At 70.3% G+C, this 14,140-nt stretch carries 15 protein-coding genes, 1 tRNA gene and 1 other RNA gene; 12 read left to right on the forward strand and 5 right to left on the reverse strand.

Going from position 1 to position 14,140, the window contains the following annotated elements; translation table 11 throughout:
* Positions 1–77 precede the first annotated feature (77 nt).
* The gene (gene smpB / locus JOD60_RS10180) at positions 78–554 is read left to right on the forward strand and encodes an SsrA-binding protein SmpB (RefSeq protein ID WP_076690509.1); all 477 of its coding nucleotides are present in this window, start codon (positions 78–80) and stop codon (positions 552–554) included.
* 12 nt (positions 555–566) lie between these two features.
* Here smpB and JOD60_RS10185 read toward each other — a convergent pair whose 3' ends face one another.
* Positions 567–1,229, reverse strand: coding sequence for an SIMPL domain-containing protein (locus tag JOD60_RS10185; protein WP_076690510.1), 663 nt, complete (start codon positions 1,227–1,229; stop codon positions 567–569).
* 100 nt (positions 1,230–1,329) lie between these two features.
* Between JOD60_RS10185 and ssrA the strand changes: the two genes are divergently transcribed.
* Positions 1,330–1,699: a transfer-messenger RNA gene (gene ssrA, locus JOD60_RS10190) on the forward strand.
* A gap of 78 nt (positions 1,700–1,777) precedes the next feature.
* Here the strand turns inward: ssrA and JOD60_RS10195 are convergent.
* Positions 1,778–2,368, reverse strand: a complete 591-nt coding sequence (locus JOD60_RS10195) for a hypothetical protein (protein ID WP_076690511.1) — start codon at positions 2,366–2,368, stop codon at positions 1,778–1,780.
* 9 nt (positions 2,369–2,377) lie between these two features.
* Positions 2,378–3,217, reverse strand: a complete 840-nt coding sequence (locus JOD60_RS10200; protein WP_076690512.1) for an inositol monophosphatase family protein — start codon at positions 3,215–3,217, stop codon at positions 2,378–2,380.
* 104 nt (positions 3,218–3,321) lie between these two features.
* Between JOD60_RS10200 and JOD60_RS10205 the strand changes: the two genes are divergently transcribed.
* Positions 3,322–3,397: transfer RNA gene (locus JOD60_RS10205), tRNA-Lys, on the forward strand.
* A 251-nt stretch (positions 3,398–3,648) separates the two neighbouring features.
* Here JOD60_RS10205 and JOD60_RS10210 read toward each other — a convergent pair.
* Together JOD60_RS10210 and JOD60_RS10215 are read right to left on the reverse strand one after the other, a co-directional pair.
* Entirely contained in the window at positions 3,649–4,872 is a 1,224-nt protein-coding gene (locus JOD60_RS10210) for an MFS transporter (protein ID WP_076690513.1), read from the reverse strand.
* Positions 4,869–5,300 carry a MarR family winged helix-turn-helix transcriptional regulator gene (locus JOD60_RS10215; RefSeq protein WP_076690514.1) on the reverse strand — a complete coding sequence of 144 codons (432 nt, stop codon included), beginning with the start codon at positions 5,298–5,300 and terminating at the stop codon, positions 4,869–4,871. Before JOD60_RS10215 ends, JOD60_RS10210 begins: the two co-directional genes overlap by 4 nt.
* A 153-nt stretch (positions 5,301–5,453) precedes the next feature.
* Here JOD60_RS10215 and JOD60_RS10220 point away from each other — a divergent pair, with 153 nt between their 5' ends.
* From JOD60_RS10220 to JOD60_RS10260, 9 genes are read left to right on the forward strand one after another with little or no spacing between them, the layout of a single operon-like run.
* Positions 5,454–6,668 (forward strand): substrate-binding domain-containing protein, encoded by a 1,215-nt coding sequence (locus tag JOD60_RS10220; protein WP_076692170.1) that lies wholly within the window; start codon positions 5,454–5,456, stop codon positions 6,666–6,668.
* Positions 6,669–6,692: 24 nt separating this feature from the next.
* Complete coding sequence (locus JOD60_RS10225) at positions 6,693–7,460, forward strand: ABC transporter ATP-binding protein (protein ID WP_076690515.1); 768 nt, start codon at positions 6,693–6,695, stop codon at positions 7,458–7,460.
* A complete protein-coding gene (locus JOD60_RS10230) occupies positions 7,457–8,215 on the forward strand; it encodes an ABC transporter ATP-binding protein (protein ID WP_076690516.1) in 759 nt (252 codons plus the stop codon). The genes JOD60_RS10225 and JOD60_RS10230 overlap by 4 nt, the downstream gene beginning before the upstream one ends.
* A complete protein-coding gene (locus JOD60_RS10235; protein ID WP_076690517.1) occupies positions 8,212–9,087 on the forward strand; it encodes a branched-chain amino acid ABC transporter permease in 876 nt (291 codons plus the stop codon). Before JOD60_RS10230 ends, JOD60_RS10235 begins: the two co-directional genes overlap by 4 nt.
* The gene (locus JOD60_RS10240; RefSeq protein ID WP_076690518.1) at positions 9,084–10,244 is read left to right on the forward strand and encodes a branched-chain amino acid ABC transporter permease; all 1,161 of its coding nucleotides are present in this window, start codon (positions 9,084–9,086) and stop codon (positions 10,242–10,244) included. The genes JOD60_RS10235 and JOD60_RS10240 overlap by 4 nt, the downstream gene beginning before the upstream one ends.
* Entirely contained in the window at positions 10,241–11,800 is a 1,560-nt protein-coding gene (locus JOD60_RS10245; protein WP_076690519.1) for a class I adenylate-forming enzyme family protein, read from the forward strand. Before JOD60_RS10240 ends, JOD60_RS10245 begins: the two co-directional genes overlap by 4 nt.
* Positions 11,797–12,492 carry a TetR/AcrR family transcriptional regulator gene (locus JOD60_RS10250; RefSeq protein ID WP_084201981.1) on the forward strand — a complete coding sequence of 232 codons (696 nt, stop codon included), beginning with the start codon at positions 11,797–11,799 and terminating at the stop codon, positions 12,490–12,492. The genes JOD60_RS10245 and JOD60_RS10250 overlap by 4 nt, the downstream gene beginning before the upstream one ends.
* On the forward strand, positions 12,485–13,237 hold the full coding sequence (locus JOD60_RS10255) for a 3-hydroxybutyrate dehydrogenase (RefSeq protein ID WP_076690520.1): 753 nt from the start codon (positions 12,485–12,487) through the stop codon (positions 13,235–13,237). Before JOD60_RS10250 ends, JOD60_RS10255 begins: the two co-directional genes overlap by 8 nt.
* On the forward strand, positions 13,234–14,139 hold the full coding sequence (locus JOD60_RS10260) for an alpha/beta fold hydrolase (protein WP_076692171.1): 906 nt from the start codon (positions 13,234–13,236) through the stop codon (positions 14,137–14,139). The genes JOD60_RS10255 and JOD60_RS10260 overlap by 4 nt, the downstream gene beginning before the upstream one ends.
* Position 14,140: the final 1 nt, after the last annotated feature.

Consider the following 14,140-nt stretch of genomic DNA (forward strand, 5'->3'; position numbering starts at 1 on the left):
CGGCACGATAGACTGACGGGCTGCCGCGACCGCGGCATCCGTCGATACACGGGTCCAGGCCCGGAGGAGTCCGCACAATGCCCAGGGAACGCGGGGAGAAGGTCGTCGCGACCAACCGTCGCGCACGTCACGAGTACGCCATCGAGAAGACGTACGAGGCGGGACTCGTGCTCACCGGGACCGAGGTGAAGTCGCTGCGGGAAGGGCGGGCCAACCTCAATGACGGGTACGCGTACATCGACGGCGGACAGGCGTTCCTCGACGCTGTGCACATCCCGGAGTACGCGCAGGGGCACTGGACGAACCACTCCTCCAAGCGCACACGCAAGCTGCTGCTGCACAAGGAGGAGATCATCAAGCTCTCCCACGCCATCAGCGCGGGCGGGTACACCCTCGTGCCCCTGAAGCTCTACTTCTCCGATGGACGCGCCAAGGTGGAGATCGCGGTCGCGAAGGGCAAGCGCGAGTACGAGAAGCGTCAGACGATCCGCGAGCGTGAGGACAAGCGCGAGGCCGAGCGGGCCATGCGCAGCCGAAACCGCCTCGGCGAGTGACGCGCCGCGCCGTCAGCTCGCGGTGAAGCGGGCCTCGACGGCCGCGGTGACGACGATGTCGTCGGGGCGGAAATCGACGGCCGGCGACGCCGCGTCGGCTGCCCTCGCCGCGCGCGCCAACATGCGCGGCGCGGGGTGTGCCGGGCCGTGGTCGCCGAGCAGTCCCAGATCGGCGATCTCGATCGGGACGACCGTCGCGCGGCCCAGCGCGCTCGCGTAGGCGGTGGCACGCTCGACGGCGACCGCGACGGCATCCGTCGCCACCTCGCGTTCGACCCGTGCGCGCGTCTCGGGGGTGAGCTGCCAGTCGACGGCGCCGACCTGCAGGCCCTCCGTCGCCGCGATTCCGTTCAGCCAGTCCGAGAGCGCCAGGACGTCGGTGAAGGTCGCGGTGACCTCGACCGAGGCGTGGTGGACGAGGTCGAGCTGGCGTCCCTCGTTGTTCCACGGCCGATCCGCCCAGACCGAGACGCGCTGGCTCGCCCAGTCGGCGACGGTCCCGGCCGCCTTGCGCGCGTCGAGGTCGGCGCGCACCGGCCCGGCGAGGGCGGCGAGGCGCTCGACGACGCCGCCGCGGTCGGGGCCGTCGAGCGAGGCCGTCACCTGGGCGACGGCGCGTTCGGGGGCGAGGAGGGTCTGGCTCTCGCCGCGGACGGTGATGATCACGTCGGTCATACGCTAAACTGTAATGCTCGGGTGCCCGCGGCTCCCGAGGACAACTCCACAGGGTGACAGTGGCTCGATTCGCCGCCGGACCACATGGTCCGAGGCTCCAGGGGCTGATCGGTTTCGACAGCGTCTGGGAATCTGCGAGAAGCGGGCCGAGGATGCAGGGTTATCTCGTAAACGATCTCTGCGAAACAATAAGTGCCGATGCAAAGCGCACTGACTTCGCCCTCGCTGCCTAAGCGAGCCCGATAGTCCGTCAGACCGTAGGTGATCCCGCTACGGACCCTGGCGTCATCTAGGGATCTTGCCGCGTGACGGGGCCTCGACGTCACGCGGGACTCTTCGGAGGCTGGGCTCGTCGACTTAGGTGTCTGTGACAAAGGTCGGAGCCGAGCAGAACGTCTCTACAGACTGCGCCCGGAGAAGACGCAGTATCCCAGCGTTGGACGGGGGTTCGATTCCCCCCAGCTCCACCAGCCGCTGTCATCAGGCGAAGGCCCCGGCATCCCGCACGACGTGCGACGGATGCCGGGGCCTTCGCCGTCCGGTCGTCCTCAGCTCGCGGGGCGCTGGATCAGCAGAAGCCCCTGCTTGGTGTCGGCCACCGTCACCCAGCCGTCGCCGAACTCGTACGTCATGCCGTAGCCGTCCTCGTCGGTCGTGGGAGACTGCGTGGCGTCCTCCGTGACGTAATAGCCCTCGGCGGCCTCCTCGCGGGTCCACCCCTGCGACTCCAGACGGCTGACCGCGGCATCCGCCTCCTCCGCCGTGATCGGCGCCCAGCCGAACAGCAGCAGATTGCCCGACGCGACGGAGTAGTCCGCCCACGTGCACGTGATGCCGCCCTCGAGCGTCTCACCCGCGACCGCGAAGACATCTTCCTTGTAGGTCCAGTTCTGCGCCTTCAGGTCGGCGAGGATGTCGCTGCCGATGAGGTCTTCGCACGACGCCTCCGCCGCGCCCGCCGTGGCCGTGGCGCTCGGGGTCGGAGCGGCGGTGGTCGCCGCGGCGGTCGGTGAGACCGCGTTGCCGGTCGCGGTGGGCGCCGGCTGCGCGCTGCCGCCCCCGCAGCCGGTGAGCAGGACCGGCAGCAGGACGGCGGCGCCGAGGGTGGCGGTGAGGGACAGGCGGCGGGAAGTCGTCATGTGGCGTTCTCAGTTCGTGGTGGCGGGGGAGGAGAGCAGGGTGAGGAAGTCGTCGTGCAGGATGCTGTTGGTCGCCAGCGACGAGCGCGACGCGATGCTGTCGGAGCCGTCGATGTCGGAGAACCGTCCGCCGGCCTCATGGACGATCGGGACGAGGGCGGCGATGTCGTACTCCTTGACGCCGAACTCGGCGACGAACTCGAGGCGCCCTTCGGCCAGCAGCATGTACGGCCAGGTGTCGCCGTAGCCGCGGTCGCGCCAGACGGCACGGCTGAGGCGGAGCAGGTCCTCGCTGCGGCCCACCTCGTCCCACTGGGCGATCGACTGGAAGCTGACGCTCGACTCCGCGATCGTCGACACTGTCGACACCGCCAGGCGTCGCGGATCGCCCTCCGGCGTGTTCGTCCACGCGCCGAGGCCCGTCGCCGCCCACCAGCGGCGTCCGAGCGCCGGCTGGCTCGCGACGCCGACGCGAGGGACGCCGTCGATCGCGAGGGCGATCAGCGTCGTCCACATGGGGATGCCCTTGAGGTAGTTCGCGGTGCCGTCGATGGGGTCGATGATCCACTGCCGCGCGCTGTCACCGCTCGTGCCGTACTCCTCGCCGAGGATGCCGTCTGCGGGGCGCTCCGCGGCGAGGATGCCGCGGATCGCCCGCTCGGTGGCGAGATCCGCCTCCGTGACGTGCGAGGCGTCGGCCTTCAGCTGGACGTCGAGATCGGCGGCATCGAAGCGTGCCATCGTGACGGCATCCGCCGCGTCGGCCATCTGCAGTGCGAGCGCGAGATCATCGGACAGATCGCCGTCGAAGGGCGCACTCCAGGAGGGTGTCGCAGCGGGGGAGGTCACGTGGTCAAGGATACGTGGCACGGCATGCTCGATTCGCGATGAACCGCATCGGGATGGTAACGTTGCTCCTCGGTTCGCCCCTGCGAAAGCGGCGGCCACGGAACGCACCTCTAGCTCAATCGGCAGAGCAACTGACTCTTAATCAGTGGGTTCTGGGTTCGAGTCCCAGGGGGTGCACCACCAGGAAACGCCCCTCCCGACACTCGTCGGGAGGGGCGTTTCGCTGTGCGGCGCCGGCGCCGGGCGGGCGTTCGTCCGACGCAGATGGCGGACATCGCCGCTGATGGCGACGATTCGCGTCGGATGAACGGATGCCGCCGCGCGTTCATCCGACGCAGATCGCCGTTTCCCGGAGGAATCGCGACGATGTGCGCCGGATGAAGGATGCGCCGGATGACGGATGCGCGGGTCCGCCCGCGCGGAGCACCCCGCTACGCCGCGTCGCCGACGAGCACGGCGGCGGCTTTCTCCGCGGCATCCGCCTCGTGCGCGTCGATCCGCGCCAGTGCGCGGCGCCCGAACAGGATCGTCGCCGCCGAGACGAGCACCGACACCGCGGCGAAGACGAACGGCACCGACGCGTTGAAGGCGTGCCACAGGGCCGCCGCGATCGGGGGAGCGGCCGCACCGCCCAGGAACCGCACGGCCGAGTACGCCGACGATGCGACCGACCGCGGCAGGTCGGTGGCCTCCATGACCGACTCGGTGAGGATCGTGTTCATGAGGCCGAGCAGCAGGCCGCCGACGATGATGCAGGTCACCAGCGCGGCGGGGCTCGCGACGACGAGCGCCGCGACGAGCAGGTCGATCGCCAGCAGCGGGAGCACGATCAGCATCGCGGTGCTGCGGGACAGACCCCGCAGCAGCAGCGGAGCAACCCACACACTCGTGACCGCGAGGGCCACGCCCCACCCGAAGAACGTCAGGCCGATCCCCATCGCGCCGAACCCGAGCGGGAACGGCGAGAAGGCGAGCAGCACGAAGAACCCGATGTTGTAGAACAGCGCCGCGATCGCGAGCACGGCGAGAGCCGGCTGGCGCAGCGCCCGGAACGGCGCCGACAGCGGCACAGGTGTGCGCTTCTCCTCGCCACCGCGCAGCAGCACCATGACGGCGATGAAGGCGATCGCCATGAGCGCGACGACACCGAAGAACGGTCCGCGCCAGCTGATCTCACCGAGGATGCCGCCGAGGAGCGGTCCGATCGCGATGCCGAGCCCGAGTGCGGCCTCGTACAGGATGATCGCCGCCGCGCTGCCGACGGAGGCGGCGCCGACGATCGTGGCGAGCGCGGTGGAGATGAACAGGGCGTTGCCGAGTCCCCAGCCGGTGCGGAACCCGGTGACGGCGTCGACGCTGCCGGAGAGCGCGCACAGCAGCGCGAAGACCACGATGAGCGCGAGACCGGTGAGCAGCGTCGCCTTGGTGCCGATGCGCGAGGAGATCCAGCTCGTCACCAGCATCGCCAGGCCCGTCACGACGAGGTAGCTCGTGAAGAGCAGTTCCGTCTCGACCGGGGACGCCTCGAGCGATTCGGCGATGGCCGGCAGGATCGGGTCGACCAGCCCGATGCCCATGAAGGCGATGACGCAGGCGAACGCGACCGCCCAGACTTGCGCCGGCTGGCGCCACACGCTCACCTTCGCCCCGCTCATCGCGCGACCTCCGCGGTCCGCGTCCGCGCCCCGACGATGTCGGCGGCCCGCCGGATCGTCTCCCACTCGTTCTCGTCCAGGTCGCTGAAGCGGGGGGCGAGTGCCTCGCTGAGCACCCGCAACCAGTCGTCGAGCGCGGAGAGGCCCGCGTCCGTGGCCGACACGACGGTGGCACGCGAGTCAGTGGCGTCGGCGCCGCGGTCCACCAGTCCGGCATCCGCCATCTGCGCCACCAGTCGGGTCATTCCCGGCTGCGTCACCCGGCTGAGGGCGGCGAGGTCGCCGATGCGCTGCGGGCCGTGATCGCGCAGCAGGACGAGGGTGCGCCATTGGGCGGCGGGGGCTTCGTTTCGGGTCTCCAGCGACGCGACGCGCGTGAGCGCGTGCGCGCCGACGAGGAGACGCAGGATGTCGTCGGCGTGTTGCATACCGCACGTATATACCAGAGGTATGCAACGGCGGGTTATCGGATCGTGATCGGCCGCACACGCGCATCGTTTGACAGCGGGACCAAACCTGAACAAACTTTCAGTACCTGAATCACATCTCAGGTCTACCTTCCAATGGTGAAAGGCACGCACATGCGGGTTACGAAGAAGTTGCTCCCCACCCCGGCGCTGGTGGCCGCCGTCGTCACCACGGCGGCTCTCGCCCTCACGGGTTGCGCACCTCAGTCCGCCGCACCCGGCGCCGACGGGACGGCGGATGCCGGACCGGCCGAGATCACCGTCGGCGTGATCACGAGCGAGACCGGTCCGCTCGCCGGCTACGGCAAGCAGTATCTCGACGGCTTCAGGGCCGGTCTGGACTACGCCACCGACGGCACGAACGAGGTCGACGGCACGACGATCACGGTCGAGTACCGCGACGACGCCGGCGACCCCGACACCGCGGTCGGTGCGGCAAAGGAGTTGATCGGCGCCGGCGTCAACATCCTCGCCGGCAGCGCGTCGTCGGGCGTCGCCGCAGCGATGGCCGAGCAGGCGGGGCAGAACAAGGTCCTCTTCATCTCCGGACCGGCTGCCGCCGACGCCCTCACCGGCATCAACGGCTATACCTTCCGCAGTGGTCGGCAGTCCGCGCAGGACGTCGCCACCGCCGGCACGTTCCTCGGCGACCTGGAGGGCAAGACGGTGACGGTGTTCGCACAGAACAACGCCTTCGGCCAGGGCAACGAGGCCGCCGTCAAGGCGATCCTCGGCGCCAAGGGCGCGACGGTGAACAGCGTGCTCGTCGCGGAAGACGTCACCGAGTTCACGCCGTTCGCCCAGCAGGTGCTCGCCGGCACCCCTGACCTCGTCTTCGTCGCGTGGGCCGGAGCGACGTCGGGCGCGATGTGGCAGGCGATGAGCCAGCAGGGCGTCCTCGACGCGGTCCCGGTGGTCACCGGTCTCGGCGACGCCGCGACGTTCGGTGCCTACGGCGAGGCCTCGGAGAAGATCAGCTTCTTGAACTACTACTTCCCCGGAGCCCCCGACAACGACGTCAACACCGCCATGATCGACGCGGTCGAAGCCGCCGGCGGCACCCCCGACCTGTTCACGCCCGACGGCTTCAACGCGGCGATCATGCTCGTCCACGCGATCGGCGAGGGCAAGGGCGACGTCGACGCGATGGTGGCCGCCCTCGAGGGCTTCGAGTTCGACGGGCCCAAGGGCACCCTCACGGTCCGGGCGAGCGACCACGCGCTGATCCAGGACATGTACCAGGTGAAGCTCGTCGCCGAAGGCGGCAGCTTCGTCCCGGAGCTCGTGGACACCGTCCCGGCCGACGAGGTCGCACCGGCAGAGCAGTAAGCCGGACCGCCGAAGGAACACCCCATGAGCACCCCAGTCCCGTCCGCGCTGAAGATCGAAGGCCTCGGCCTGCAGATCGGCGGAGCCACCATCCTGAAGGATGTCGACCTCGACATCGCGCCCGGCAGCATCGTCGGCGTGATCGGGCCGAACGGCGCCGGCAAGACCACGTTGTTCAACGTGATCTCCGGAGTCGCCCGTCCCACCGCGGGCCGCATCCTGATGAACGGCGACGACATCACCCGCTCGTCCGTGCCCCAGCGGGCGCGGGCGGGACTGGGGCGCACGTTCCAGACCTCCAGCCTGTTCCCTCGCCTGAGCGTGCTGGAGAACGTCCGACTGGCGGCCCAGGCACGCCTGGGCGGCAACTACTCGCTGCTGCGCTTTCCGCGTCGCAGCGACCCGGCGACCGAGCTCGCCCTCGCGCAGCTCGTCAAAGTCGGTCTGACGCACAAGCTCGACACCGCCGCCGGCGACATCTCGCACGGCGACAAGCGCAAGCTCGAGATCGCGGTGCTTCTCGCGACGGATGCCGAGGTCGTGCTGCTCGACGAGCCGATGGCCGGCGTGGCGTCGGGAGATGTGCCGGGCCTCGTGGCGAACATCCGCGACATGCAGCGCGACACGCAGTGCACGGTGCTCATGGTCGAGCACCACATCGACGTCCTCATGGGTCTCGTGGCGAAGGTCGCCGTCATGTACGCCGGCTCGATCATCGCGTTCGACACCCCGGAGCGCATCATGGCCGACCCCCTCGTGCAGAGCGCGTACCTCGGGACGGCGGCCGCATGAGCGCCCCGATCCTCACCGTGTCGCACCTGTCCGCGTCGATCGCAGGGCAGCAGGTGGTCGAGGACGTCTCGCTGTCGGTCGCACCCACCGGGATCACCGCGGTCCTCGGTCGCAACGGCGTCGGCAAGACCTCGACCCTGCGCGGCATCCTCGGCCTCATCCACCGGCAGGGCGAAGTGACCCTCGCGGGGGAGCGGATCGACACCCTGCCGACCCATCGCATCGTGCAGCGCGGCGTCGGCTATGTGCCCGAGGACCGCGAGGTCTTCGCCGGTCTCACGGTCGCCGAGAACCTCGCGCTGGCCGAACGCGACCGCTCGCCGCGGCGCGAGTTCGTCGCGGAGCTCTTCCCCGACCTCGTCGCGCGGCGCGGGCAGCTGGCAGGCACGCTCTCCGGCGGCCAGCAGCAGATGGTCTCGGTCGCGCGGGCGCTCCTCAACGAGAACCGCATCCTTCTCGTCGACGAGCCGACGAAGGGTCTTGCGCCGAAGATCGTCAGCCAGGTCGCCGACGCCCTCGCCGAAGCGGCCAAGGTCGTCCCGATTCTCCTCGTCGAGCAGAACCTCGAGGTGGTGCGCCGCCTCGCCGACGACGCCGTCGTCATCGCGGGCGGTCGCGTCGTGCACACCGGCAGCGCCCGGGAGATCCTCGACGACGAGGCGCTGACCACGCGCCTGCTGGGCGTCAGCGCCGAGACCCACCCGGGCGCCTCCCACCCGGGCAAGGCGCAGAGCGAGCGGAGCGCGTCGGCATGAGCAGCGTCGTCCTCATCCTCCTCACCGGCGTCGGCCTCGGCGCCCTCTACTTCCTGGTCGCATCCGGCCTCAGTCTCATCTACGGCCTCATGCACGTGCTGAACTTCGCGCACGGCGCCTTCCTCACCCTGAGCGCCTTCGTCGGGTGGCAGGTCGCACAGGCGCTCGGCACGGCATCGTGGGGATCGTTCCTCGTCTCGATCCTCGTCGGCGCCGCCGTCGGGGCGATCTTCGCGACGCTCACCGAGCTGATCCTCATCCGGCCGCTGTACGAGCGGCACATCGAGCAGGTCCTCGTCACGGTGGGTCTCTCCTTCGCCGCGGTGGCGTTGTTCGAGGGGATCTGGGGGACGGATGCCGTCAACATCGCCGGCCCCCCGTGGCTCAAGGGAACGACCGAGGTGCTCGGCGCCCGCATCCCGAACACCTACTGGGTGCTCATGCTGGCGGCGGCGCTCGTGCTCGGCGCCCTCGTGCTGTTCCTGAAGCGGACGCGCTACGGCATGATCATCCGCGCCGGTGTCGAGAACCGGGCGATGGTCACGGCGCTCGGCATCGACGTGCGCAAGAGCTTCACGCTGGTCTTCGCGATCGGCGGTGCCGCGGCCGGCATCGGCGGCGTGCTCGCGATGCACTACACGACGTTCGTCTCGGCGCACCTCGGTGCCACCCTGCTGATCTTCGCGTTCATCGTCACCGTCATCGGCGGCCTCGGCTCGCTCACGGGAGCCGCGATCGCGTCGGTGCTGGTCGCGGTCCTGCAGCAGTTCGCCAACGTGTATCTCGGCGGGACCGGCGATTTCATCGTCGTCGTCCTGCTGGCCGTCGTGCTGCTGGTACGGCCCCGCGGCCTCATGGGGAGGAAAGCATGACCGTCACCACCGGCGTCCCCACCCTCGTTCCGGGCCGCACCGGCAGCTCCCTGCCCTTCGTCGTCGGAGCAGCACTCGTCGTCATGATGGCGGTGCTGCCCCTGCTGAACATCCAGCTCCCCGGCATCCTGCCCGGACCGACCTACACCCCCGGCACGCTCGCGCTGCTGTCGCTGTGCATGGTGTTCGCGGCCCTCGCGCTGTCGTACAACCTGCTGCTGGGCACCTCCGGCATGCTGTCGTTCGGCCATGCGCTGTACTTCGGCGCCGGGGCCTACGGGCTGGGGCTCGCCCTGAAGTACCTCGGCGTGCCGCTGTGGCCGGGAGCTCTCATCGCGCTCGTCGGCGGACTCGTGATCGCGGCCTTCACCGGGGCGATCTCGATGCGGGTCAGCGGCATCCCGTTCGCGATGGTCACCCTCGCCTTCGCGCAGGCCGGCTCGGTGCTCGTCCGTCGCAACCAGGCGGTCACCGGCGGTGAAGAGGGTTTGCGGCTGCCCGTCGAGCACGTGCCCGACTGGCTGGTCGGCGTCGTGAACACCCGCAATCTCTACTGGCTCACGCTCGTCGTCCTCGTCGTGGTGTACCTCGTGGTGCTGTGGGTCGACCGCTCCCGGCTCGGTCACCTCGCCCAGGCGGCGCGCGAGAACGAGCTGCGCGTGCAGGTGCTGGGTCTTCGCCCCTACACCGCGAAGCTCATCGTCTTCGTCGTCGCGGCCCTGTGCGCCTCGCTCGCCGGCATCGCGTACATGTTGCTGCAGTCGGGCACCCAGCCCAGCACGGTCGGCGCGGACCTCACCATCACCGTGCTCGTCATGGTCGTGCTCGGTGGCGTCGGGTTCCGTTGGGGTGCGATCGTGGGCGGTGTGCTCTACACGATCCTCGACCAGCGCCTCACGGTGCTGGCGCGGTCCGACGCGATCGCGGGCCTGCCCGATGTGCTGCGGATCCCGCTGTCGGAGCCGCTGTTCCTGCTGGGGGTGCTGTTCATCCTGGTCGTGATGTTCCTGCCGGGCGGCATCGCCGGCACGATCGACGCGTGGGTGCGCCGTCGTCGCGGCGAACGCACGCGCTCGCAGCTGCGGCAGCTCGCCGATGCGCAGGATGCCGCTGACACCGCGACGGGCGAGCCTCAGCCGGCGGAGGTGCGCGGATGAACGACCCGACCGGCCTCGGCGCCGACGGGCCGCACACGCTCGGCCGTTGGCTCACCGATCGCGCGGCGAGCGCGCCGGACCACATCGCCATCGACGATCGCGGTGTGCGCATCGGGTACGCCGACCTCGAGGACCGGGCACGGGAGCTGGCCCTGTCGCTCCGCCGCGCCGGGTACGGCCCGGGAGACCGCATCGCGACGATCTCGGGCAACTCGATCGACCACGTCGTGGTGTTCTTCGCGTGCGCCAAGGCCGGCGTCGCGTTCGTGCCGCTGTCGTGGCGGCTGTCCTCCCGTGAGCTGAGCGAGGTCTTGACGCAGTCGTCTCCGGCTCTCGTGCTCGTCGAGGACGAGTACATCGGCGTCGCGACAGAGGTGCTGCGGCGCGTCGCGACGCCGCCGACGATGGCGCTGCTGGGGACGACGGGCATCGAGGCGGGCGTGCCGCCCCGTCCGGGAGCGCCGACGCCGGCGCGCGGGGTGCGCGACGACGACCCGCTGCTGGTGATCTACACCTCCGGTAGTGAGTCGGCACCCAAGGGCGTCGTGCTCACCCACGCCAACTGCTTCTGGAACAACCTCGCGCTCGCGGGCGCGGCGCAGCTGACCGGCGACGACGTCGTGCTGTCGATGCTGCCGCAGTTCCACGTCGCGGCCTGGAACTGCCAACCCCTGCTGGCCTGGTGGGTCGGCGCCACGGTCGTGCTGGAGCGCTCCTTCCAGCCGCAGCGCATTCTGCAGCTGCTCGTCGATCGGCGGGTGACGGCCATGATGGGCGTCCCCACCCAATACCGGCTGCTGGCCGACGACCCCGCGTTCGCCGACGTCGCCGGCGGGATGCTGCGGCAGGCGCTGGTGGGCGGCGCGACGACCCCGCCGGAGCTCGCCGCGCGCTGGGCGGCGGCGGGGATCCCGCTCACGCAGGGATATGGCCTGACCGAGGCGGCGCCCAACGTGCTGTGCCTGCCGGCATCGGAATCCACGCGCCATCCCGGTGCCGTCGGGCGGCCGTACCCGCACGTCGATGTCTGCATCGCCGACCCGGACACGGGCCTCGTGCTCGACGGCGTCGCGACGGGGGAGCTGTGGGTGCGCGGGCCGAGCGTCTTCGCCGGCTACCTCCACGATGCGGCCGCGTCGGCGCGCGTGCGTCAGGGGGAGTGGCTCCGCACCGGAGACATCGTGCACCGCGACGGCGAGGGCGTGTATCGCATCGTCGACCGTCTGAAGGACATCTTCATCTCCGGCGGGGAGAACGTCGCGCCCGCCGAGGTGGAACGCGCGCTCGAACTGCATCCCGCCGTCGCGCAGGCCGCCGTCGTCGGCGTGCCCGATGACGTGTGGGGCGAGCGGGGCGTCGCGTTCGTGGTCAGGGTCGAGGGTGCGCTGCTCGGCGAGGACGAGGTCCTCGCTCATGCGCGGGCGGAACTGGCCGGATTCAAGGTTCCCGTGCGCGTCGTGTTCGTCGACGAGTTGCCGCGGTCGACGATCGAGAAACTGGCACGCTCGCGCCTGCGGGAGCGTGCCGCACGTCTGGTGGAGGGAAATCGCGCATGAGCACAGCTGAGACGTTCGGACGCAGCGCCGTGGCAGAGCCCGGTGCCGCGCTGTCGGCGACCGGAAAGCCGCTCACCAAGCGCGGTGAGGCGACGCGCCGCAAGCTCCTCGAGGCGGCGGAGGAGGTCTTCGCCGATCTCGGGTATCACGAGGCGTCGATCGTGAAGATCACCGAGCGGGCCGGGATCGGACTCGGCACGTTCTACCTCTACTTCGACAGCAAGCAGCAGATCTTCGAGGAACTGGTGGTCGACCTCAACCGACGCGTGCGGCATTCGATGGCCGAGGCGATGGCCGGTTCGGCCAACCGCATCGACGCTGAGCGCGCCGGATTCGAAGGGTTCTTCCGCTTCACCGCGGCCCACCCGGCGCTGTACCGGGTCGTGCGGGAGGCGGAGTTCGTGTCGCCGGAGATGCTGAGACTGCACTACACCCGCATCGTCGAGGGCTACGAGGCGGGGCTGCGCGCCGCGCAGTCCGACGGCGACGTCGATGCGGCGCTCGACCCGGAGGTGACCGCCTGGGCGCTCATGGGCGCCGGCGAGCTGATCGGCATGCGGTATCTGCTCTGGGAGCGTGACGGCGAGGGCCGTCCGCCGGCGGAGATCGGCGACGACGTGATCGACAGCATGATGCGGTTCATCCGCAACGCGCTGACGGCGACGAACGGAAAGGGACGAACCCATGACTGAGCAGGATCTCGCCGGCAGGCGGGCGATCGTGACCGGCGGAGCCAGCGGCATCGGTCTCGCGTGCGCGCGCGAGTTCGCCGGCCGCGGCGCGCACGTCGTGGTGGCGGACTTCAACGCCGAGGCGGCGCAGGCCGCGGCATCCGACATCGGCGGGGAGGCGTGGGTGACGGACCTCTCCGACACCACCGCGCAGGAGAATCTCGACCTGCACGCCGACATCCTCGTCAACAACGCCGGGGTGCAGACGGTCGCCCCGATCCCCGAGTTCGAGCCTGACCGCTGGCGGTTCATGCACCGGCTCATGGTCGAGTCGCCGTTCCTCCTCATCCGCGCCGTCCTTCCCGGCATGTACGAGCGCGGGTGGGGGCGCATCGTCAACATCTCCAGCGCGCACGGGCTGCGGGCGAGCGCGTTCAAATCCGCGTACGTCAGCGCCAAGCACGCGTTGGAAGGGCTGTCGAAGGTGACGGCGCTCGAGGGCGGCCCGCACGGCGTCACCAGCAACTGCATCAACCCGGCGTACGTGCGCACGCCGCTCGTCGAGAAGCAGATCGCCGACCAAGCGAAGCTCCACGGCATCGACGCGTCGGAGGTGGTCGAGAAGATCATGCTCACCGAGACCGTCGTGAAGCGGCTGATCGAGCCTGCGGAGGTGGCCTCGCTGGCCGGCTGGCTCGTCTCCGACCACGCCGGGATGGTCACCGGCGCGAGCTACACGATGGACGGCGGGTGGACGGCGCGATGACGGCCCGCACCGCGCGAGCCGTCGACGTCCCCGTCGCCGGCGGCGTGCTGCGGGTGGGCGTGTGGGATGCCGCCCCCGACGCGCCGACGATCCTCGCCGTGCACGGCGTCACCTCGTCGCACCTGGCGTGGCAGCTGCTCGCCGAGGAACTCCCCGGCGTGCGGATCGTCGCTCCCGATCTGCGCGGTCGCGGGCAGAGCAACGCCGTCGCGGGGCCGGCCGGCATGGCCGCGCACGCCGACGACCTGGCCGCGGTGTGCGCTCACCTCGACATCGCTCCCGCCCTCGTCGTCGCCCACTCGATGGGCGCGTTCGTCGCCGTGGTCTTCGCGCACCGGCATCCTGCTCTCGTGCGGCGTCTCCTCCTCGTCGACGGCGGCTTGCCGCTCTCCGCGCCCGCCGACCTCAGTCCCGACGAACTGGTGGCCGCCATCCTCGGCCCCACGGCGGCGCGACTGTCGATGAGGTTCGCCGACACCGCCGCCTACCTGCGCTTCTGGCGCGATCACCCGGCCTTCGCGGCGGACTGGTCGCCCGAGCTCGAGGACTATCTCGTCTACGACCTCGTCCCCGTCGCCGACGGCGGGGCCGCACTGCGCCCGGCCACGAGCTATGCCACCACGGTCGAGGACACCGTCGACATGAACACGCGCCCCACCGTGACCGAGGCGCTCGACGACCTCGCCGTGCCGACCGTGCTCGTCACCGTCCCGCGCGGGCTGCAGAACGAAACGCCCGGACTGTACCCACCCGCGCACCTGGCGGCGCTGCTCGCCCGGTACCCGGCGGTCGAGCACGTCGCGTGGCCGGAGTTCAACCACTACACGGTCGTCCTCAGTCGCCGGGGCGCCGCGCGTCTGGCCGAGCTCGTCACCGCACAGCTGTCGCTCTCCGTCGCGTAGG

The sequence above is a fragment of the Microbacterium aurum genome (genome assembly GCF_016907815.1).
Taxonomy (GTDB): domain Bacteria; phylum Actinomycetota; class Actinomycetes; order Actinomycetales; family Microbacteriaceae; genus Microbacterium; species Microbacterium aurum.

Excerpts from the sequence above, each read along its gene's own strand:
- smpB (WP_076690509.1), top strand. The coding sequence starts at position 78 with ATGCCCAGGGAACGCGGGGAGAAGGTCGTCGCGACCAACCGTCGCGCA.
- JOD60_RS10185 (WP_076690510.1), bottom strand. The coding sequence starts at position 1,229 with ATGACCGACGTGATCATCACCGTCCGCGGCGAGAGCCAGACCCTCCTC.
- JOD60_RS10195 (WP_076690511.1), bottom strand. The coding sequence starts at position 2,368 with ATGACGACTTCCCGCCGCCTGTCCCTCACCGCCACCCTCGGCGCCGCC.
- JOD60_RS10210 (WP_076690513.1), bottom strand. The coding sequence starts at position 4,872 with ATGAGCGGGGCGAAGGTGAGCGTGTGGCGCCAGCCGGCGCAAGTCTGG.
- JOD60_RS10215 (WP_076690514.1), bottom strand. The coding sequence starts at position 5,300 with ATGCAACACGCCGACGACATCCTGCGTCTCCTCGTCGGCGCGCACGCG.
- JOD60_RS10220 (WP_076692170.1), top strand. The coding sequence starts at position 5,454 with ATGCGGGTTACGAAGAAGTTGCTCCCCACCCCGGCGCTGGTGGCCGCC.
- JOD60_RS10225 (WP_076690515.1), top strand. The coding sequence starts at position 6,693 with ATGAGCACCCCAGTCCCGTCCGCGCTGAAGATCGAAGGCCTCGGCCTG.
- JOD60_RS10230 (WP_076690516.1), top strand. The coding sequence starts at position 7,457 with ATGAGCGCCCCGATCCTCACCGTGTCGCACCTGTCCGCGTCGATCGCA.
- JOD60_RS10235 (WP_076690517.1), top strand. The coding sequence starts at position 8,212 with ATGAGCAGCGTCGTCCTCATCCTCCTCACCGGCGTCGGCCTCGGCGCC.
- JOD60_RS10240 (WP_076690518.1), top strand. The coding sequence starts at position 9,084 with ATGACCGTCACCACCGGCGTCCCCACCCTCGTTCCGGGCCGCACCGGC.
- JOD60_RS10245 (WP_076690519.1), top strand. The coding sequence starts at position 10,241 with ATGAACGACCCGACCGGCCTCGGCGCCGACGGGCCGCACACGCTCGGC.
- JOD60_RS10250 (WP_084201981.1), top strand. The coding sequence starts at position 11,797 with ATGAGCACAGCTGAGACGTTCGGACGCAGCGCCGTGGCAGAGCCCGGT.
- JOD60_RS10255 (WP_076690520.1), top strand. The coding sequence starts at position 12,485 with ATGACTGAGCAGGATCTCGCCGGCAGGCGGGCGATCGTGACCGGCGGA.
- JOD60_RS10260 (WP_076692171.1), top strand. The coding sequence starts at position 13,234 with ATGACGGCCCGCACCGCGCGAGCCGTCGACGTCCCCGTCGCCGGCGGC.